Source organism: Pseudomonas sp. Ag1 (assembly GCF_000278565.1).
Taxonomy (GTDB): domain Bacteria; phylum Pseudomonadota; class Gammaproteobacteria; order Pseudomonadales; family Pseudomonadaceae; genus Aquipseudomonas.
This window is the reverse complement of record NZ_AKVH01000099.1, coordinates 26257-44958: the sequence shown is the minus strand read 5'-3', so window position 1 is coordinate 44958 and position 18702 is coordinate 26257. Positions and strand designations below refer to the sequence as shown.

Sequence of the window (18702 nt, the reverse complement as noted above, 5' to 3'; positions counted from 1 at the left end):
GCAGTACTGCGGCCTACACGGCCATTCCACGTTTCATACACATTTTACCCACAGCGTTATCCACAGGTAGTCCGTTGCTAAGCCCCCCAAAACGCATTATCTTGTAGGTCGTCGCCAAAAAAACCCTACATGTAGGGTTTTCAGCGAAAAGACCAAACACAAATCAGACAAGAAACTCAAGCTCTTTCTTGCTCCTGTTTGGTGAACTTAAGCCTTTTTCAGAAGACCAAACCGCGCACGCGGATGGCAGCCGCTTTCTGCCCCGATCAGGCGAAAACGGTACGGGTGTTGCAGTACGAAACTGTCACCCACCAGGAATACGGTAAAGAGCCCCAAGGCTTGTAACCGAAGACTTCGGCATGGAAGCGGCGCGAACAGCTCCCTTCCTCCTGTCCCGAAGTTGTTATGCCAGGCCCCTGGCCTGTTGTAAGTGCTTCAGGACGGAACGGTGGGCACCGTGATGGTGCCCAAATAAATATAGAATGTGGAGACAACCCCCCATGCAAACCGACACAACTCGCGAGAACCCGCAGGGCTCCGTGCCGCAGGCCGCTGATTCGAACCTGGATCTGTCCGCCACCGCGCCCGGCCAATTGCGTGTGATCAAGCGTAACGGCACTGTCGTTCCTTACACCGATGACAAAATCACCGTCGCGATCACCAAAGCGTTTCTTGCAGTTGAAGGCGGCACCGCTGCTGCCTCGTCGCGCATCCACGACACCGTTGCCCGCCTGACCGAACAGGTCACCGCAACCTTCAAGCGTCGCATGCCATCGGGCGGCACCATTCACATCGAAGAAATCCAGGACCAGGTCGAACTGGCCCTGATGCGTGCCGGCGAGCAGAAAGTCGCCCGCGACTACGTGATCTACCGTGACTCGCGCGCCAAGGAACGTGCCGTACGTTCCCCGGCCGAAGAAGCTGCCGTACAAGCTCACCCGTCGATCCGCATCACCCTGGCCGACGGTACGTTTGCACCGCTGGACCTGGGCCGCCTGAACACCATCATCACCGAGGCCTGCGAAGGCCTGGAAGAAGTCGATGGCGACCTGATCCAGCGCGAAACCCTGAAGAACCTGTACGACGGCGTGGCCCTGACCGACGTCAACACCGCACTGGTGATGACCGCCCGTACCCTGGTCGAGCGTGAGCCGAACTACTCGTTCGTCACCGCGCGCCTGCTGATGGACACCCTGCGTGCCGAAGGCCTGGGCTTCCTGAAAGTCGCCGACAGCGCCACCCACCACGAGATGGCCGACCTGTACGCCAAGGCCCTGCCGGCCTACATCGCCAAGGGTATCGAATTCGAATTGCTGAACCCGATCCTGGCCACCTTCGACCTGGAAAAACTCGGCAAGGCGATCAACCACGAGCGCGACCAGCAGTTCACTTACCTGGGCCTGCAAACCCTGTACGACCGTTACTTCATCCACAAGGACGGGATCCGCTTCGAACTGCCGCAAGTGTTCTTCATGCGCGTGGCCATGGGCCTGGCGATCGAAGAGAAGCAGAAAGAAGACCGTGCCATCGAGTTCTACAACCTGTTGTCGTCCTTCGACTACATGTCGTCGACCCCGACCCTGTTCAACGCCGGTACCCTGCGTCCACAGCTGTCCAGCTGCTACCTGACCACCGTGCCGGATGACCTGTCGGGCATCTACCACGCGATCCACGACAACGCCATGCTGTCCAAATTCGCTGGCGGCCTGGGTAACGACTGGACCCCGGTGCGTGCGCTGGGTTCGTACATCAAGGGCACCAACGGCAAGTCCCAGGGCGTTGTACCGTTCCTCAAAGTAGTGAACGACACCGCCGTAGCCGTGAACCAGGGTGGCAAGCGCAAGGGCGCTGTATGTGCCTACCTGGAAACCTGGCACATGGACATCGAAGAGTTCATCGAGCTGCGCAAGAACACCGGTGATGACCGTCGTCGTACCCACGACATGAACACCGCCAACTGGATCCCTGACCTGTTCATGAAGCGCGTCTTCGATGACGGCAAGTGGACCCTGTTCTCGCCATCCGAAGTACCGGACCTGCACGACCTGACCGGCAAGGCTTTCGAAGAGCGCTACGAGTACTACGAAGCCCTCACCGAGTACCCGGGCAAGGTCAAGCTGTTCAAGACCATCCAGGCCAAAGACCTGTGGCGCAAAATGCTCTCCATGCTGTTTGAAACCGGCCACCCATGGCTGACCTTCAAAGACCCGTGCAACCTGCGCAGCCCGCAGCAGCACGTGGGCGTGGTCCACAGCTCGAACCTGTGCACCGAGATCACCTTGAACACCAACAAGGACGAGATCGCCGTTTGCAACCTGGGCTCGATCAACCTGCCGAACCACATCGTCAACGGCAAGCTGGACACCGCCAAGCTGGAACGCACCGTGAACACCGCTGTTCGCATGCTCGATAACGTTATCGACATCAACTACTACTCGGTACCCCAGGCGCAGAACTCCAACTTCAAGCACCGTCCGGTCGGCCTGGGCATCATGGGCTTCCAGGACGCGCTGTACCTGCAGCACATTCCTTACGGTTCGGACGCTGCAGTCGAGTTCGCCGACAAGTCCATGGAAGCGGTCAGCTACTACGCGATCCAGGCTTCCTGCGACCTGGCCGACGAGCGTGGCGCCTACGAGACGTTCCAGGGTTCGCTGTGGTCCAAAGGCATCCTGCCGCTGGATTCGCAACAGATCCTGATCGAGCAACGTGGCCAGAAGTACATCGACGTTGACCTGAACGAATCCCTGGACTGGGCGCCGGTACGTGCCCGTGTGCAGAAAGGCATTCGTAACTCCAACATCATGGCCATCGCACCGACCGCCACCATCGCCAACATCACTGGCGTGTCGCAGTCGATCGAACCGACCTACCAGAACCTGTATGTGAAATCGAACCTGTCGGGCGAATTCACCGTGATCAACCCGTACCTGGTTCGCGACCTGAAAGCCCGTGGCCTGTGGGACTCGGTCATGATCAACGACCTGAAGTACTACGACGGTTCGGTGCAGCAGATCGAGCGCATCCCGCAAGAACTCAAAGAGCTCTACGCGACTGCCTTCGAAGTGGACACCAAGTGGATCGTCGACGCCGCCAGCCGTCGCCAGAAGTGGATCGACCAGGCTCAGTCGCTGAACCTGTACATCGCCGGCGCGTCGGGCAAGAAGCTCGACGTGACCTACCGCATGGCCTGGTACCGTGGCCTGAAAACCACTTACTACCTCCGTGCCCTGGCTGCCACCAGCACCGAGAAGTCGACCATCAACACCGGCAAGCTGAACGCTGTTTCCAGCGGCGGCAACCACGGTGATGATTCGGTTCTCGCCGCACCTGCCGGCCCGGCGCCAGTGCCTAAAGCCTGCGCGATCGACGAGCCGGATTGCGAAGCTTGCCAATAAGCTGAGCACACCCTGGGTCTAACCACCCAAGGTTGAAAAACCCCCGATAGGCCTACGGCGTATCGGGGGTTTTCTTTTGCCTGGAACAACACCGTCGCGATTCGCGCAGGTATTTCACCTCCTTGAAAACATCGGTGGGCTTCTGGCCGACGTGCATCATGGCGGCTTTTATCGCTGAAACAGTGATGCAGTTGCCGCCAGGGCCCTGACTGAATCCGCTCCAGATATCGCCCGGCCGGCCTTGTACCGTTCCGACAGCCGTGTATCCGCCTGTGACGCCCCCGCCTATAGGCGTTATCTGAACGTCCAAAAAAAAGCCCCTCACGCGAGGGGCTTTTCGGTAAAGCGAGTTAAAGCGACAACATCAGGTCATCTGAATGATGGTCTGCATGATGGTGCTTTGGGTGGAGATGGTCTTGGCGTTCGCCTGATAGTTGCTCTGGGCCTTGATCAGGTCCACCAGCTCGTTGGTCAGGTTGACGTTGGAGTTCTCCAGGGAGTTGGCCACGATCGAACCCAGGGTGCCGACTTGCGGGGTATCAAAACCCGGCTGGCCCGACGCGAAGGTTTCTTTCCAGGTGGTGCCGCCGGCTGGCTGCAGGCCCTGCTCGTTGTTGAAGCTGGCCAGGGAGATCTGGCCGATGGCCTTGCTCTGCTGGTTGCTGAACGTGGCGAACAGTACGCCGCTGCCGTCGATTTTCAGCCCGGTGATTTGCCCGGTGGCGTAGCCATCGGTGGTCGGCGGGTTGCGGTAGGTGGCGGAGTTGTACTGGGTGATGTTCCCCATGTTGACGGCAACGCCGTCTGCGTTGGCGGCCGCACCGTTAGGCGTCCAGACACCATTGACCAGGCCGCCCGGCTTCCAGTCGGAAATGGTCAGGGTGGTATTGGAAGCGGTGGCTGGCGGGGTAACGATCCCGGTCAGCTTGCCGGAGGTGTCAAACGACAGCGTCGAGGCGACTGGCGCTTTCACGTCAGTACCGGTGCCGCTGATCGGCGAGCCGTCAGGGTTGCGCCCATCGATCAGGGTGTAGGACTTCCAGGTGTTGGAGTCGGTCTTCACCAGGTACTGCACCATCGGATGCGCGTTGCCCTGCGTATCGTAGAGCGTGGTGGAATATTGAGTGGTGAAGCTGTCCGGTTTGGTCGGATCAAACGGGTGCGCCGTCTGGTCGATCGCCGTCTCGGAGGAGTTCAGGTTACTGGTGGAATCCACCTTGCTCGAAGCCTTCGGCGGCAGGTACGACAGGTTGAGTTGCAGGTCGGTCAAGCCGCCCTTCTGGATGTTGCCATCGGCATCCGCTGCGTAGCCTTGCAGGCGCGAGGTGCCGGTGTTGTTGGTGATGTAGCCGTCCTTGTCGGCCCGGAACGCACCGTTGCGGGTGTATTCCAGCGAACCGTCGCTGCCCTTCTGCACGAAGAAGCCGCCGCCCTGGATCGCCATGTCGAGCGTGCCGCCGCTGTTGTTGACGTCACCCTGGGTGAACTGCTGGGACACGGCCGCCAGGTTCACGCCATTGCCGATGCTGTTCTGGCCGGTACCCAGCTTGGAAGCCGCGTAGATATCCGCGAATTCCGCACGGGACGACTTGAAGCCGGTGGTCGCGACGTTGGCGATGTTGTTGCCCGTCACGTCCAGTTGTTTGTTGGCCGCATAGAGGCCGCTAAGGCCGATGTTAAAAGACATTGTTCTCTCCTTTTGCCGTATTTAGCCGGCTCTATGTACCGATAGTCTGAATTTGCGACAGCTTGATACTGCCCAGGCCGCCCGCCAGGTTCAGCACCATTTCAGCGCCGTTCGTGCCCAGGGTTACGCTGGTCACCGTTGCCGGCAGCGAGGTGGCGAGGGCCACCGAGTCACCCTTGTCATTCTTGGTGGTGGCATTGAAGGTGTAGGTGCCGGGTGGCGCCGTCTCACCCGCATCGGTCTTGCCGTCCCAGACGAAGCTGGAGTTGCCGGCGCTCTGGGCGCCCATGTCGATGGTGCGAACGACGTTGCCATCCTTGTCGGTGATCTTGACGGAGACGTTGCCCGTCGCCGCCGTCACCGCCACGGAACCGGTCATGCTCTTGCTGGTATCCACCATCGCCTTGTCGGTCTGGGTGATGACCGAACGCCCCACCAGCGACGAAGCCTGCAGCGCCTGGGAGGAGCTGAAGTTGCTGGAAATCGCATTCACCGAGTCATTCAGGTTGTTGATGCCTTCCAGACTGCTGAACTGCGCCAACTGTGCGACGAACGCGCCATTGTCCTGGGGCGACAGCGGGTCCTGGTTTTTCAGCTGGGTCACCAGCAATTGCAGGAACGCGTCCTTGCCCATCGCCTGGTTGCCCGTCGCCGACTTGGCGGCGTCACCGACGCTGGTGTTATCTGTCGCCGTCTTGACCTTGGAATTAAAAAGGTCCTGGACTGCCGTGTTCGTCGAACTGTTATCAACAATGGCCATTATTTGGCGCCCCTTATCACTGACCCAGGGTCAGGACCTTCTGCATCATGGTTTTGGCGGTGTTCATCATTTCCGCGTTGGTCTGGAACGAGCGGCTGGCGGAAATCATGTCGGCCATTTCCTCGACCACGTTGACGTTGGGGTAGTACACGTACCCTTTTTCGTTCGCGGCAGGGTGGTTCGGCTCGTAGCGGGCTTCGAGGTTGCTCTGGTCTTCGACCACACCGAGCACCTGCACGCCCTGGCCTGCGGCATCCTGGTTCTGGAACAGCGAATCGCCGCTGCCACTCTGGCCGCCCTGGCCGCCCTGGAACATGGTGGCGAACACCGGGTGCCGGGCGCGGTAGGTCTGGTCGATGCTCGAAGACACGGTCTCGGCGTTGGCGATGTTACTGGCGACGGTGTTGAGGCGCGTGGTCTGCGCACTCATGCCACTACCGGCAATATTGAAAACACTGGCGAGGGACATGGCTTATTCTCCACGCAGGGCTGACATCAGCCCTTTGAATTTGCTGTTGAGCAGGGTGAAGCTGGCCTGGAAGTTCACTGAGTTCTCGGCGTAGGCCGATTGCTCCAACTGGGCGTCCACGGTGTTCTGGTCGATCGACGGTTGCATCGGCGTGCGATACAGCAGCGACTCGTCACCATTGCCCAGGCCTTGCGCCTCGATATGACGGCTGTTGGTCATGTTCAGGGCGAAGGTGCCGTTCTTGGTCTTGTCTTGCTGGGCGGCGAGCACGGCAGAGAAGTCCAGGTCCCGAGCCTTGTAGTTCGGGGTGTCGGCGTTGGCGATGTTGTTGGCCAGGACTTCGGCACGCTGGGCGCGAAAGCCCAGTGCTTGTTCGTGGATACCAAGCGCTTTATCGAAGCTGATGCTCATGGCGGAAACCTTTAGGGGCTGACCTGCTTTTCGTAACAAGGATTTAGCAAGGGCCATGCCAAGTTGCTTGAGCCCCGTAAATCAAGGGTTTGCGAGGGAATTGCCGGCGGCAATGCCAGAAAAGCGGCAAAGGGTTTCCGCGAAACGCCAGTAAAGCGGCAATGAGGGCTTGCCGCTTTGCGGCCGTAAAAAAAGGGAGGCCTGTGCAGGCCTCCCTTTTTGTCCAAGCATTCATCACTTGGCCTGGTAAATGATTCCAGGACTGCACTGCACCATCTGGTAATGATCCGGCAAACCGTTCAGCGCCTCGGAAGCCCCCAGGAACAGATAACCGCCACGCTTGAGGGTGCCGTGGATGCGCAACAGAATGTCTTTCTTCACCTCGGCCGAGAAGTAGATCAGCACGTTGCGGCAAAACACCATGTCGAACTTGCCCAGGCTGGCATAACTGTCCAGCAGGTTGAACGAACGAAACTCCACCCGGCTCTTGATCGGCGCCTTGACCGCCCAACGCCCTGCTCCCTTGGGATCGAAGAAACGCTGCAAGCGCTCCTGGGACAACCCGCGCCCCAGCGCCAGGCTGTCGTACTCGCCGGTCTTGCAGTTGGTGAGCATGGTGCCGGACAAATCCGTGGCCACGATTTGCGCCCCGGCTTTCAACTGGCCCATGTTGGTCCGCTCGAACTCATCGATGGCCATCGAAATCGAATACGGTTCCTGTCCCGACGAACAGGCCGCCGACCAGATGCGCAGGCGCTGGCCGGGAGCGGCCTTGATCGCCTCGGGCAGCACCTTGTTCTTGAGCACTTCAAACGGATAGGTATCGCGAAACCACAAGGTTTCGTTGGTGGTCATGGCGTCGACCACCATCTCCTTGAGCCCGCTGCGTGGCTGGCCCTGGATCCGTTGCACCAACTCCCCGAGGGACTTGATGCCTTGCTGCTCCATCAGTTTGTTGAGACGGCTGGATACCAGGTACTGCTTGTTTTCACCGAGCAATATGCCACAGGCCTTTTCCAGGAAGACCCGGAACTGTTCGAAATCCAAATTACCCGTAGACAATGATACCGCCTCTTAAATCGTGTGACCGCCAGGGAAAAGGCCCCTAGCCGTGATCTGCTGCCTTGATCCGGTCGACTACCCGGGATGCCAGGTCATCAGGGCGGAATTTGGCCAGGAAGTCATCGGCACCGACCTTCTTGACCATCGCCTGATTGAATACACCCGACAACGAAGTATGCAGGATGATATGTAGTTTTTGCATGCGTGGGTCGTTGCGTATCTCGGCCGTGAGGGTGTAGCCGTCCATTTCCGGCATCTCGATGTCGGAGATCATCATCAGGAATTCTTCTTCCGGCTTCTTGCCCTCATCCACCAGCTTGCGCAGGTAATCCAGGGCCTGGCGACCGTCATTGAGCGCCACCACTTCGACCCCAACGGTCTGCAGGCAACGGGACACCTGCTTGCGCGCAACCGAAGAGTCGTCCACCGTCAGCACCCGCAGCGAGATCGCCTTGTGCGCGGTTTCGGCGTCTACCACGCCCACCGATATCGCCTCGGAGGTCGGGGCCACTTCGGCGAGGATTTTCTCCACGTCGATGATTTCCACCAACTGGTTGTCGACCCGCGTCACCGCCGTGAGGTAGTGATCGCGACCGGTGCCCTTGGGCGGCGGATGGATCTCTTCCCAGTTCATGTTGACGATGCGCTCCACCGAGCGCACCAGGAAACCCTGGGTCTTGGTGTTGTACTCGGTAATGATCACGAACGGGCTCTCGCGGTCCTGCAACCCCGCCGAACCGGTGGCCATTGCCAGGTCAAGAATCGGGATGGTCGCGCCACGAATGTTCGCCACACCGCAAACCACCGGGCTGGACTTGGGCATTATTGTCAGCTTGGGACACTGCAACACTTCGCGAACCTTGAAGACATTAATCCCGTACAGCTGCTTGCCGTCCAGACGGAACAACAGCAACTCCAGGCGATTCTGCCCCACCAGCTGTGTGCGCTGGTTCACTGAATCCATTACACCGGCCATGCCCAGACTCCTACGCTAAAACTTAGGGGTACGACGCGTACCCAACACTAAACGGCACGAGCTTTGCTTTTTTATTGGCCATGGACATCAAAACGACAGTTTCCCGACGCCTCCGATCCCCACAGTACCGCAGATTGCTCTGCGTCTCGATGGCGTTGCTTGCCTTGGCTACGGGCCAGCCGGCCCGCGCCGATAACGTCACCTTGCCTGATCTGCTTATCGGCGTCACTCAAGGCTTTCTTGAGTTCACTGTAGAAGATTATCTGGCCACGACGCAGACACCGGGCCGCTACGAAATCCAGGTCAACCAGCTGGATCCGCGCCTGCGCATGCCCATGTGCGACAGAGAATTGACAGCTTCCCTGGAAAGCCCCGCCCAGCCCATCGGGCGCGTGACCGTGAAAGTGCGCTGCGAAGGCGCCTCGCCCTGGACGGTGTTCGTGCCGGCCCAGGTCAAACTGTTTCGCGAAGTGGTGGTGGTGACGCGCCCGCTGAAACGTACCGGAATCATTGGTTATGATGACGTCGCGATGCGCGAGCGCGACATCAGCATGATCACCCAGAGCTACCTCACGTCCCTTGACCAGGCACTCGGGCAGAAACTTACCCGACCAATGGTCGCCGACCAGGTGATTACCCTGGTCCATCTAGAGCAGGCCGAAGTCGTGCGCAAAGGTGACCAGGTGGTGATTTCCGCCAGCAGCGGTGGCCTGAATGTAAAAATGCCGGGGGAAGCCCTGTCCAACGGCGGCATGAGTGAACAGATTCGCGTCAAGAACCTGAATTCCAACCGCGTGATCAAGGCCCGGGTGACTGCGCCGGGGCAGGTTGAGGTGGCTTTATAGATCACTGGCATCGGACGCCAGCTTTTCCTACACTGTGCGCAAAGCGGCATCGCGCATAGGTTTATTGTCAATCGAGCCTAAAGTTTGTCCGGGTATGGCCGAAAACATGGCAAGCGTCCAAATACCCAGAGGTTTTTTTAACATGGTCATCGATTTCAGTCGTTTGAATAACGCCCTGCCAACGCCCGGTTCTTCGCGCACCAACGGTGCCAAAGACAGCGTTGAAGCCAAGTCCCAGCCTCTGCCTGCCAAGACAGAACAGGCCGGTGCGAGCCAAAGCGGGGAATCGGTACACCTGAGCAATGAGGCTCAACAGTTGCAGAAGGTCACTGACTCGCTGAGCGATCAGCCAGTTGTCAATAAAGCCCGTGTGGCCGAATTGAAACAGGCGATTGCCGATGGCAGCTATAAGGTCGACAGCAACCGTGTAGCCAGCAAACTGCTTAACTTCGAAGCCGAGCGCTAGGCAAAGGCCTGCGCCAGGCTTTTGGACGCTTAAACCCCAAGGCCAGCCATGCACGACGAAAACTTGCTACAACTGATCATTGAAGACCTGCCTCCCGCACAGCAGCTGCTGGAGCTCCTTCGAGAAGAATCACTGGCCCTGTACGGCCGGGACATGCGCATGCTGGAAGAAATCCTGGCGCGTAAGCAATCGCTGATCGTCCTGCTGGAACAGCACGGCAAGAAGCGCAGCCAGATTCTGATCAGCCTGGGCCTCACGGCCGACCACAAGGGCCTGGAACAACTCGCCAGCCACTCCACGGTGGGCGACCAGTTGCTGGCCCAGAGCAAAGAACTCAACCAGTTGCTGACCCTGTGCCAGGAAACCAACCTCCTCAACGGCCAGGCCATCCAGCTTCAGCAAGCCACGACCGCCAATCAGTTGCGTATCCTCCACGGCGGCGAGCCTCCGGCTCTCTACAACGCTCAAGGCTCCACCTCACGCCTGGCCAAGCCAAGCACCCGCAGCCAAGCCTGAAACCAGTTTGAGCGCGCCCTATCCAAGTCGCGCCACATACTGGCAAAATGACAGCACTTGCGTGTAGTCGTATTTTGTCTGGAGATGGAAGAACCGTGTTCAACACCCTTAACGCGGAAGATGCTCCGCAGCCACCCAAGGTACTCACCACGCCGCTGGAAATCGCTGGCACCTTGCGGATGCTGCAAGAAAGCCATGATCCGCTGATCATCACCTTCCATGAACGCAACCAGCGGTTTCAAAGCTACCTGGTGGAAATCGACCGGGACAGCAAGACACTGGCCCTGGACGAAATGGTCCCGCGCGACGGCGAACGCTACCTCGAGAATGGCGAAGCTTTCCGGATCGAAGGTTTTCACGAGGGGGTGCGGGTAGCCTGGGAAAGCAACGGCACCCTGACCCTCGATGAAGCCGGCGGCCACCGTATTTACCGCGGCAGCATGCCTGGCGAGGTGATTTACCATCAGCGTCGCAACGCCTTCCGCGCGGCGTTGAAGCTGGCGCAACTGGTGAGCGTCGAACTGGGCGGCGACAAACTCAAGGCCCCCATCAGCGGCAAGTTGCTGGATATTTCCGCCACCGGCTGCAAATTGCGCTTCGAAGGGGATATTTCCGAGCGCCTGCAACTGGGCCAGGTCTACGACCGATTTATCGCCGCGCTACCCTTTGGCAGCATGACCACCTCGGTAGAACTGCGTTACCTGCACTTCGAAGAAAGGATCAACACCACCTTCGCCGGCCTACGTTTTCATAACATGAGCGGGCTGGTGCAGCGCCAGGTCGAGCGGTTTGTGTATCAACTGCAGCGTGAAGCGCGCCGGTTTGACAAGGACGACGACCTTTAAACAATAAAGGTCGCGACAAAAAAACGGGCAGTCCCTCAAGGGGGCTGCCCGTTTTTGCTTTCAGGGGCGCGCCCTGCTCAAGTCGTGTGGGTGATCATCCGGGTCCGGATGCTCTGGTGGCTCGGTGACAGGCTCCGGCTGATCCAGTTCGGGATCGACTTCCGGCTCGGGATCCACAACGGCGGTCTGCATCTGGTCCTGCACCACCTGTTCGTCCACTCGCGGATCGAGGCATGCTACCAGGGGCGAGCTGGACATGCTGTCGGGCATCGCCACGTGATGCAGCGGTGCGTCGTCCACCTGATGCAGGTTGGTGACCGCCTTGGGCCGGATGCGCCACACCAGGATCAATCCGCACACGCTGAAAAACGCATACAGCATATGGCTGCCGAACAGCTTCATCACCACACCGGCCAACAGCGGGCCGACACTGGCGCCGATGCCGTAGGTCACCAGCAACATCGCAGTGAGCGACACCCGGCGATCGCCCTCGACGTGGTCGTTGGAAAACGCCACAGCCAGCGGGTACAGGCAGAACTGCACCAGGGAACAGAGAAAGCCCGCGACGAACAGCACTTCCAGTGGTACCTGGGTCATGATCGCCAACGGCAACGCGGCCACCGCCAGGCACAAGGCGAAACAGCGAATCAACAGCGCGCGGTCATATCGATCGGACAGCCAGCCCAATGGCCACTGCACCAGCAGCCCGGCGAAAATGCAGCTACCCATGAACAGGCCGACCTGCTCGGTGGTCAGCCCTTGCTGAGACGCGTACAGCGGCGCCAAACCGTAGAACGAGCCGACGATCAGCCCGGCCCCCAACACCGTACTGAGGGACTGCGGCACCCGCTTGATAAAGAAGCGCGGCTCCATCGGTGCCGGATGCAGCGGCGCCGGGTGAATGCGGCGAGTCATGGCCACCGGCACCAGGCACAGCGCGAAACACAGCGCGACCAGCATCAGCAACTCAAGCCCCAACTGTGGGTGCATCACAAGGATCAACTGGCCCAGCACCAGGCCCAGGTACGAGGCGATCATATAGCCGCTGAACACCGCACCGCGTTGCTTGGCCTCAGCTTGTTCGTTAAGCCAGCTCTCGATGACCATGTACTGGCACATCATGCCCAGGCCGACAATCATCCGCAGCACAATCCAGGCTGGCAGCCAGTTGATCAGCCCGTGGCCCAACACCGCCGCGCCGACGATCCCGGCACAGGTGGCGTAGGCCCGGATATGCCCGACGCGGCCAATCAGGCGGTGACCGATCTTGCCCCCCAACACCAGGCCAAAATAGTTGGCGGCCATCAACGCACCGACCCACAGGCTGTCGACGTGATCTGCCGCCAGGCGCAAGGCCAGGTAAGTACTGAGCAGGCCAGAGCCGATCAGCATCATCAGGGAAGCAAAATAAAGGGCTCGAAAAGGTTTCCAGATCTGGCGCATCGGCGTTCCGAGCGGCTCCTTGCTGTGGGTGTCAGGACTACCGGAATGATAGTCCCGGGTCGTCGGGTCCGGACAGCCAAAACATGCGGTTGCCGGGGAATATTTTGCTCATGCCAATTGACTACGTGTCAGACGCTCGCCAGTCACCCGCGAGGTACAGGATGCAGACGAATACTTGCGCCGCCCCGCTCTTGCCTCCCGTGTGAACCTCAAACGCGGGCAAGGTTCGGTTGGTGTTTGAAAAGACTGCCGCACTCAAACGCCCGGCCACAAAAAAGCCCCGCCAGATAAATCTGATCGGGGCTTGCGGACGTCGAGGCCGCATGGGCAGCAACGGTGAAGTGGTGTCCCAGGGCCGGTTCGAACGGCCAACCTTCCCCTTAGGAGGGGGATGCTCTATCCAATTGAGCTACTGGGACTAATGACAGCCAACCGGCGATGGGCACGGCGACGGACGGCGTGCATGTTAACGGCGCAGGTGAATTTTGTCATGTCGTCCGTTGGCTTTTTGAGTGTAGGCCCATGCCAGTGACAGCCGGTGGTATTCCGCTCAACGATTACGGACGGTTCTGACCATCGTGCAAAATGCACTCCCCCAAAATGCCATCATTGCAAATTGCAACAGCATGGCAATCTGGACACTATATAAATGTTTGATTTTAAAGGATTTATTATCAATTAAAGACTGGCACGACACCTGCAATGCTTTATCCTACAAATACAGTCCGGCCCAGCCATCTGCGGAGAACATGCACATGAACAGCGCACTTCTACTAGCCCTCAATACCGTTGCACTGGCTGCGCTGGTGATGTTCCATTTTCAGTCCACCACTTCCGACGACGCCGCGCAGGTCAGCCAGGCGATTCCCCATCACCTGCAACAGCGCCCGCAACTGGCTGTCATGAAGCCGAACATGCAATCCCCACTGCAACTGACCCAGGGCACTCAAGCTGCTCCTGCCACTGAACACTGGGTTTTCTGAACCGCTTACCGGAGCATTCCATGAACAAGTCCGCCTGGCTGTTTCTGACCCTGGCACTGGCCGCCGCCGGCCTCGGCCTGAACGTATTGTCGCAAGACGTACAGACAGTCTCCTTCGTCGCCGCCGGCGTGTTTGGCAGCCTGTGGGTATTGGCAGTCTTCATTGGTCGCCGCATCAAATTCGATCCCGTACTGCGCTGAATCCCCCCGCTCGTCGCCCTCGCTAAAATCGCTGCCACGCCTCGGCTCGTCCGTCCGGACAGCCGACCATATGTCGCTCCGCATTCGTAAATTGGCAATTTGCCACTAATCTTAAAGTTAAGGGCAAAAGGCCATATTGCTATAGGATGTGCGCCCGAAAAGCCTTTTGCGCCCAGGGTCTGCGGGCTCAACACTCATTTGGGTGCGTCCGCGGAAAGTTTTCCAACCAGTCCGCAAATTTTGAAATGAGTACTGGCATAAAGCCGGTAGCCGGTTCAATATTTGTCACAGAATTGACGCCAAGGAACTGGCAAATCTGAGGCATGATGCGGCCTCTTTGCAATTCAGGTTGAACATTTGGCAGCAAACCTTGTCCTAACATGCATCTTGCGGCCAATTCCAAAAACCGCTCCCCTGAACTAACCGGTTAAATATATGCGCCCATTGAAACAGGCAATTTATTCCAGCCGTACGGCTGACAAGTTCGTCGTACGTCTGCCAGACGGAATGCGGGAACGCATTGCCGAGGTGGCTCGCAATCATCACCGCAGCATGAACTCTGAAATCATCGCACGCCTGGAACAAAGCCTGATTCAGGAAGGTGCGCTGGGCGACGAGCTGAGCATGCGCCTGGACAGCCCCGAGCTGTCACTGCACGAACGCGAACTGCTGCAGCGTTTTCGTCAGCTCTCCCACCGCCAGCAAAATGCTCTCGTCTCGCTGATCGCCCACGACGTTGAGGCAGCTGCAGAAGCCAACTGATTGGCAACTGAAAGCTGAAAGCCAGCCATGCGCTGGCTTTTTTTTGCCCGGGATTTGGTCAGGAAAGGATCAAGGGGCAAATGCCCCCGATCCATGGAAGGGATCAAAGCAGGAAGATGGTTGCCAGGCCCAGGAAGATGAAGAAGCCGCCACTGTCGGTCATGGCCGTGATCATCACACTGGCGCCCATCGCCGGGTCTCGTCCAAGGCGCACCAGGGTCATTGGAATCAGAACCCCCATCAACGCTGCCAGCAGCAGGTTAAGCGTCATGGCCGCCGTCATGACCACGCCGAGCGACCAGCTGCCATACAGCAGGTACGCCACGATACCGATGACACCGCCCCACACCAGGCCGTTGATCAGCGCGACCGCAAGCTCCTTGCGCATCAAACGCTTGCCATGCCCGGTCCCCACCTGATCCAGCGCCATGGCGCGGACGATCATGGTGATGGTCTGGTTACCCGAGTTACCGCCAATACCCGCCACAATCGGCATCAGTGCAGCCAGGGCCACGAGCTTCTCGATGGAGCCTTCAAACAGGCCGATCACCCGTGAAGCAATAAACGCGGTAATCAAATTCACCGCCAGCCAGGCCCAGCGGTTACGCAGGGATTTCCAGACCGACGCAAAAATATCCTCTTCTTCCCGCAGACCGGCCATGTTGAGGACTTCGCTTTCGCTCTCCTCACGAATCAGGTCGACCATTTCATCGATGGTCAGACGGCCGATCAGCTTGCCGTTCTTGTCGACCACCGGGGCCGAGATCAAGTCATAACGCTCAAACGCCTGGGCCGCGTCGTAAGCGTCTTCGTCCGGATGGAAACTCACCGGGTCACTGGCCATGACGTCCGCGACTTTCTTGTCCGGATCATTGACCAGCAGGCGCTTGATCGGCAGTACGCCCTTGAGGATCCCTTCGTAGTCGACCACGAACAGCTTGTCGGTGTGGCCTGGCAGCTCTTTCAACCGGCGCAGGTAGCGCAGAACCACTTCCAGGCTGACGTCTTCGCGGATGGTGACCATCTCGAAGTCCATCAACGCACCGACCTGCTCCTCGTCGTAGGACAACGCCGAGCGCACACGCTCGCGCTGCTGGCCATCGAGGGTTTCCATCAGCTCATGGACGACGTCACGCGGCAGCTCGGAAGCCAAGTCAGCGAGTTCGTCGGCATCCATGTCCTTGGCGGCCGCCAGGAGCTCGTGATCGTCCATGTCGGCGATCAGGGTTTCACGGACGGAGTCGGATACTTCGAGGAGGATGTCGCCGTCGCGGTCAGCCTTGACCAACTGCCAAAGGGTCAGGCGGTCATTCAGCGGCAAGGCTTCGAGGATGTAGGCAACGTCGGCGGAGTGCAGGTCATCGAGCTTGCGTTGCAACTCGACAAGGTTTTGCCGGTGGACCAGGTTCTCGACCCGGTCATTGTTCGCGCCTTCCTGGCGATGCGTCAGGTCTTCGACCACGCGCTGGCGCTGCAGCAGCTCGACGACTTGAGCCAGGCGATCCTGCAGGCTTTCTTGTGTTTTCTTTACTTCAACTTCGGTCATAGGCGAACTCCACTCCCAGCAGCGGGGCACGCCGGAAGGATCAATCAGTCAATTCATGATTGGTAAAACGGGGTACTGAGTAACTACTGGGTAAGTCCATGGAGGTGTTCCACAAGCCCCGGCGGGGCTGACGGGCGCAATGATACACCGGGCGGCCGCGTTTAACGTCAAAAAACTGGAAAGAACAAGCGCTTGCGACACAAAGCTGAGCATTGGCCACACATATGAACTGCGACGACGCAGCTTGAGAGGAAAACACATGGGCGGGAGAAAAAGGCGCCCCGGGAAATAAAAACCCCAGACGGCAAAAAGCCCGCACTAGGCGGGCTTTTTGTTGTTTGGTGCACTCGACAGGATTCGAACCTGTGACCGCTCGGTTCGTAGCCGAGTACTCTATCCAGCTGAGCTACGAGTGCATTTGTTGCCGCGCATTATAGGCCGTTCAATCTCTATGTAAAGCTATTTTTTCGTTTAGTTTCAACAACTTAGCGAAAAAACCAGATTGCAACGTACTAAGCAAATAATGGCGGAGAACGGGGGATTCGAACCCCCGACACCCTTTTGAGGTGTACTCCCTTAGCAGGGGAGCGCCTTCGGCCACTCGGCCAGCTCTCCGCAACACGGGGCGTATATTAACCAGCTTCATCCCCGTTTGCAAACATAAAAAACGATAAAAATTAATGGCTTGGTTCTTCGTCCTTCTCTTTCTTGATCCGCAGGTAGATTTCCTCGCGGTGGACAGCCACCTCTTTCGGAGCGTTAACCCCGATACGCACTTGATTGCCTTTGACGCCGAGCACGGTCACGGTGATTTCGCCATCACCAATAATCAGGCTTTCTGCGCATCGACGAGTCAGAATCAGCATACCTTTCTCCTCACGCATTTCATTTCGGGAACAACAGTCTGCAAAAAAAAGGCATTCGACCTACAACCAAATGGCCATAGCCCTACACGCCTAAGTATTGTCGAGCGCAGGTAAAAGAACAGGTCTTAACCACACACCCGGCAAAAAAATGAAAGGCGCGGATAACCGCGCCTTCCTGGCAACGCATCACTCGCCCTGTCGGGCCGGAGCGTCCAGCTCAAAAGCGGTATGCAGTGCGCGTACAGCCAGTTCCAGGTACTTCTCTTCGATCACCACCGACACCTTGATTTCCGATGTGGAGATCATCTGGATGTTGATGCTTTCCTTGGCCAGGGCTTCGAACATGCGGCTGGCAACGCCCGCATGGGAACGCATGCCCACGCCCACGATCGACACCTTGGCAATCTTCGTATCGCCGACCACTTCACGGGCGCCGATTTCCTTCGCAGTGTTCTGCAGGATCCGCTCCGCCGCATCGTACTCGTTGCGGTGCACGGTGAAGGTGAAATCGGTGGTGTTATCGTGCGAGACGTTCTGCACGATCATGTCGACTTCGATGTTCGCGCCACTGATAGGGCCCAGGATCTTGAAAGCCACGCCCGGGGTGTCTGGCACGCCACGGATAGTCAGCTTGGCTTCATCACGGTTGAAAGCGATACCGGAAATGATCGGCTGTTCCATGGATTCCTCTTCATCAATAGTAATGAGGGTGCCCGGACCCTCCTTGAAGCTGTGCAGTACGCGCAGCGGAACGTTGTATTTGCCGGCGAACTCAACGGCACGGATCTGCAACACCTTGGAACCGAGGCTGGCCATTTCCAGCATCTCTTCGAAGGTGATCTTGTCCAGGCGCTGAGCCACGGACACGACCCGCGGGTCAGTGGTGTAGACGCCATCCACATCGGTGTAGATCTGGCATTCGTCAGCCTTCAGGGCTGCCGCCAGAGCCACGCCAGTGGTGTCGGAACCGCCACGACCGAGGGTGGTGATGTTGCCGTGCTCGTCGACGCCCTGGAAACCGGCGACAACTACCACACGACCGGCTTTCAGGTCAGCGCGAATCTTCTGGTCATCAATCTGCAGGATGCGGGCTTTAGTGTGCGCGCTATCCGTAAGAATGCGGACCTGGTTGCCAGTGTAGGACACCGCCGGCACACCACGCTTGTTCAGCGCCATGGCCAGCAATGCGATGGTCACCTGCTCACCGGTGGAAATGATCACGTCCAGTTCACGGGGAACCGGTTGCTGATCGCCACTGATTTGCTTGGCCAGATCGATCAGGCGATTGGTCTCGCCGCTCATGGCCGACAGCACCACCACCAGGTCATCGCCGGCATCGCGGAATTTCTTAACCTTGTCGGCGACCTGCTCGATTCTTTCGACAGAGCCGACCGAGGTGCCTCCAAATTTCTGTACGATCAAAGCCATTTCTAAGCCGCCTCAGCCCGTAAAGGGGCGCCTGTTATT

18 protein-coding genes and 3 tRNA genes are annotated in these 18702 nt (G+C 58.5%); 8 read left to right on the top strand and 13 right to left on the bottom strand.

Annotation, left to right across the window (positions count from 1 at the left end):
* Positions 1-500: 500 nt before the first annotated feature.
* On the top strand, positions 501-3398 hold the full coding sequence (locus tag A462_RS16025) for a ribonucleoside-diphosphate reductase subunit alpha (RefSeq protein WP_008435294.1): 2898 nt from the start codon (positions 501-503) through the stop codon (positions 3396-3398).
* 364 nt (positions 3399-3762) lie between these two features.
* On the opposite strand, the gene flgE is transcribed toward A462_RS16025, so the two are convergent.
* The 6 genes from flgE to A462_RS16055 form a co-directional block, all read right to left on the bottom strand.
* Positions 3763-5085: a flagellar hook protein FlgE gene (gene flgE, locus A462_RS16030; RefSeq protein ID WP_008435291.1), complete on the bottom strand. Its 1323-nt coding sequence runs from the start codon at positions 5083-5085 to the stop codon at positions 3763-3765.
* Between the two features lie 31 nt (positions 5086-5116).
* Positions 5117-5845 carry a flagellar hook assembly protein FlgD gene (flgD, locus tag A462_RS16035; RefSeq protein ID WP_003214242.1) on the bottom strand — a complete coding sequence of 243 codons (729 nt, stop codon included), beginning with the start codon at positions 5843-5845 and terminating at the stop codon, positions 5117-5119.
* Positions 5846-5861: 16 nt separating this feature from the next.
* Positions 5862-6314, bottom strand: a complete 453-nt coding sequence (gene flgC / locus A462_RS16040; protein WP_003214244.1) for a flagellar basal body rod protein FlgC — start codon at positions 6312-6314, stop codon at positions 5862-5864.
* A gap of 3 nt (positions 6315-6317) precedes the next feature.
* Entirely contained in the window at positions 6318-6725 is a 408-nt protein-coding gene (gene flgB, locus A462_RS16045) for a flagellar basal body rod protein FlgB (protein WP_003214246.1), read from the bottom strand.
* A gap of 234 nt (positions 6726-6959) precedes the next feature.
* A complete protein-coding gene (gene cheR / locus A462_RS16050; RefSeq protein ID WP_003214248.1) occupies positions 6960-7787 on the bottom strand; it encodes a protein-glutamate O-methyltransferase CheR in 828 nt (275 codons plus the stop codon).
* A 43-nt stretch (positions 7788-7830) separates the two neighbouring features.
* Positions 7831-8763: a chemotaxis protein CheV gene (locus A462_RS16055; RefSeq protein WP_003214250.1), complete on the bottom strand. Its 933-nt coding sequence runs from the start codon at positions 8761-8763 to the stop codon at positions 7831-7833.
* 80 nt (positions 8764-8843) lie between these two features.
* Between A462_RS16055 and flgA the strand changes: the two genes are divergently transcribed.
* From flgA to A462_RS16075, 4 genes are all read left to right on the top strand, one after another.
* Positions 8844-9608, top strand: a complete 765-nt coding sequence (gene flgA, locus A462_RS16060; RefSeq protein ID WP_032899382.1) for a flagellar basal body P-ring formation chaperone FlgA — start codon at positions 8844-8846, stop codon at positions 9606-9608.
* A 142-nt stretch (positions 9609-9750) separates the two neighbouring features.
* Entirely contained in the window at positions 9751-10074 is a 324-nt protein-coding gene (gene flgM, locus A462_RS16065) for a flagellar biosynthesis anti-sigma factor FlgM (protein WP_003214254.1), read from the top strand.
* A gap of 48 nt (positions 10075-10122) precedes the next feature.
* The gene (gene flgN, locus A462_RS16070) at positions 10123-10590 is read left to right on the top strand and encodes a flagellar protein FlgN (RefSeq protein ID WP_003214256.1); all 468 of its coding nucleotides are present in this window, start codon (positions 10123-10125) and stop codon (positions 10588-10590) included.
* Between the two features lie 95 nt (positions 10591-10685).
* Positions 10686-11435 carry a flagellar brake protein gene (locus A462_RS16075; protein WP_003214258.1) on the top strand — a complete coding sequence of 250 codons (750 nt, stop codon included), beginning with the start codon at positions 10686-10688 and terminating at the stop codon, positions 11433-11435.
* Positions 11436-11495: 60 nt separating this feature from the next.
* Here the strand turns inward: A462_RS16075 and A462_RS16080 are convergent, their stop codons facing one another.
* Complete coding sequence (locus A462_RS16080) at positions 11496-12878, bottom strand: MFS transporter (protein ID WP_008435273.1); 1383 nt, start codon at positions 12876-12878, stop codon at positions 11496-11498.
* A gap of 342 nt (positions 12879-13220) precedes the next feature.
* Positions 13221-13297, bottom strand: a tRNA-Arg gene (locus A462_RS16085).
* Between the two features lie 336 nt (positions 13298-13633).
* Here A462_RS16085 and A462_RS16090 point away from each other — a divergent pair.
* The 3 genes from A462_RS16090 (at position 13634) to A462_RS16100 (ending at position 14823) form a co-directional block, all read left to right on the top strand.
* Positions 13634-13861, top strand: coding sequence for a hypothetical protein (locus tag A462_RS16090; protein WP_003214261.1), 228 nt, complete (start codon positions 13634-13636; stop codon positions 13859-13861).
* A 20-nt stretch (positions 13862-13881) separates the two neighbouring features.
* Entirely contained in the window at positions 13882-14061 is a 180-nt protein-coding gene (locus A462_RS16095) for a PA3371 family protein (RefSeq protein WP_003214263.1), read from the top strand.
* A 435-nt stretch (positions 14062-14496) separates the two neighbouring features.
* Complete coding sequence (locus A462_RS16100) at positions 14497-14823, top strand: Arc family DNA-binding protein (protein WP_003175643.1); 327 nt, start codon at positions 14497-14499, stop codon at positions 14821-14823.
* Between the two features lie 103 nt (positions 14824-14926).
* Here the strand turns inward: A462_RS16100 and mgtE are convergent, their stop codons facing one another.
* The 5 genes from mgtE to A462_RS16125 form a co-directional block, all read right to left on the bottom strand.
* The gene (gene mgtE, locus A462_RS16105) at positions 14927-16369 is read right to left on the bottom strand and encodes a magnesium transporter (protein ID WP_003214265.1); all 1443 of its coding nucleotides are present in this window, start codon (positions 16367-16369) and stop codon (positions 14927-14929) included.
* Positions 16370-16708: 339 nt separating this feature from the next.
* Positions 16709-16785, bottom strand: a tRNA-Arg gene (locus tag A462_RS16110).
* 108 nt (positions 16786-16893) lie between these two features.
* Positions 16894-16984, bottom strand: a tRNA-Ser gene (locus tag A462_RS16115).
* A gap of 62 nt (positions 16985-17046) precedes the next feature.
* The gene (gene csrA / locus A462_RS16120; RefSeq protein ID WP_002554426.1) at positions 17047-17235 is read right to left on the bottom strand and encodes a carbon storage regulator CsrA; all 189 of its coding nucleotides are present in this window, start codon (positions 17233-17235) and stop codon (positions 17047-17049) included.
* Positions 17236-17421: 186 nt separating this feature from the next.
* Positions 17422-18663 carry an aspartate kinase gene (locus tag A462_RS16125; RefSeq protein WP_003214308.1) on the bottom strand — a complete coding sequence of 414 codons (1242 nt, stop codon included), beginning with the start codon at positions 18661-18663 and terminating at the stop codon, positions 17422-17424.
* Between the last annotated feature and the right edge of the window lie 39 nt (positions 18664-18702).

Excerpts from the sequence above, each read along its gene's own strand:
- flgD (WP_003214242.1), bottom strand. The coding sequence starts at position 5,845 with ATGGCCATTGTTGATAACAGTTCGACGAACACGGCAGTCCAGGACCTT.
- csrA (WP_002554426.1), bottom strand. The coding sequence starts at position 17,235 with ATGCTGATTCTGACTCGTCGATGCGCAGAAAGCCTGATTATTGGTGAT.
- flgA (WP_032899382.1), top strand. The coding sequence starts at position 8,844 with ATGGACATCAAAACGACAGTTTCCCGACGCCTCCGATCCCCACAGTAC.
- flgE (WP_008435291.1), bottom strand. The coding sequence starts at position 5,085 with ATGTCTTTTAACATCGGCCTTAGCGGCCTCTATGCGGCCAACAAACAA.
- flgM (WP_003214254.1), top strand. The coding sequence starts at position 9,751 with ATGGTCATCGATTTCAGTCGTTTGAATAACGCCCTGCCAACGCCCGGT.
- mgtE (WP_003214265.1), bottom strand. The coding sequence starts at position 16,369 with ATGACCGAAGTTGAAGTAAAGAAAACACAAGAAAGCCTGCAGGATCGC.
- flgB (WP_003214246.1), bottom strand. The coding sequence starts at position 6,725 with ATGAGCATCAGCTTCGATAAAGCGCTTGGTATCCACGAACAAGCACTG.
- flgC (WP_003214244.1), bottom strand. The coding sequence starts at position 6,314 with ATGTCCCTCGCCAGTGTTTTCAATATTGCCGGTAGTGGCATGAGTGCG.
- flgN (WP_003214256.1), top strand. The coding sequence starts at position 10,123 with ATGCACGACGAAAACTTGCTACAACTGATCATTGAAGACCTGCCTCCC.
- A462_RS16080 (WP_008435273.1), bottom strand. The coding sequence starts at position 12,878 with ATGCGCCAGATCTGGAAACCTTTTCGAGCCCTTTATTTTGCTTCCCTG.
- A462_RS16055 (WP_003214250.1), bottom strand. The coding sequence starts at position 8,763 with ATGGCCGGTGTAATGGATTCAGTGAACCAGCGCACACAGCTGGTGGGG.
- A462_RS16090 (WP_003214261.1), top strand. The coding sequence starts at position 13,634 with ATGAACAGCGCACTTCTACTAGCCCTCAATACCGTTGCACTGGCTGCG.
- A462_RS16100 (WP_003175643.1), top strand. The coding sequence starts at position 14,497 with ATGCGCCCATTGAAACAGGCAATTTATTCCAGCCGTACGGCTGACAAG.
- A462_RS16025 (WP_008435294.1), top strand. The coding sequence starts at position 501 with ATGCAAACCGACACAACTCGCGAGAACCCGCAGGGCTCCGTGCCGCAG.
- A462_RS16095 (WP_003214263.1), top strand. The coding sequence starts at position 13,882 with ATGAACAAGTCCGCCTGGCTGTTTCTGACCCTGGCACTGGCCGCCGCC.
- A462_RS16125 (WP_003214308.1), bottom strand. The coding sequence starts at position 18,663 with ATGGCTTTGATCGTACAGAAATTTGGAGGCACCTCGGTCGGCTCTGTC.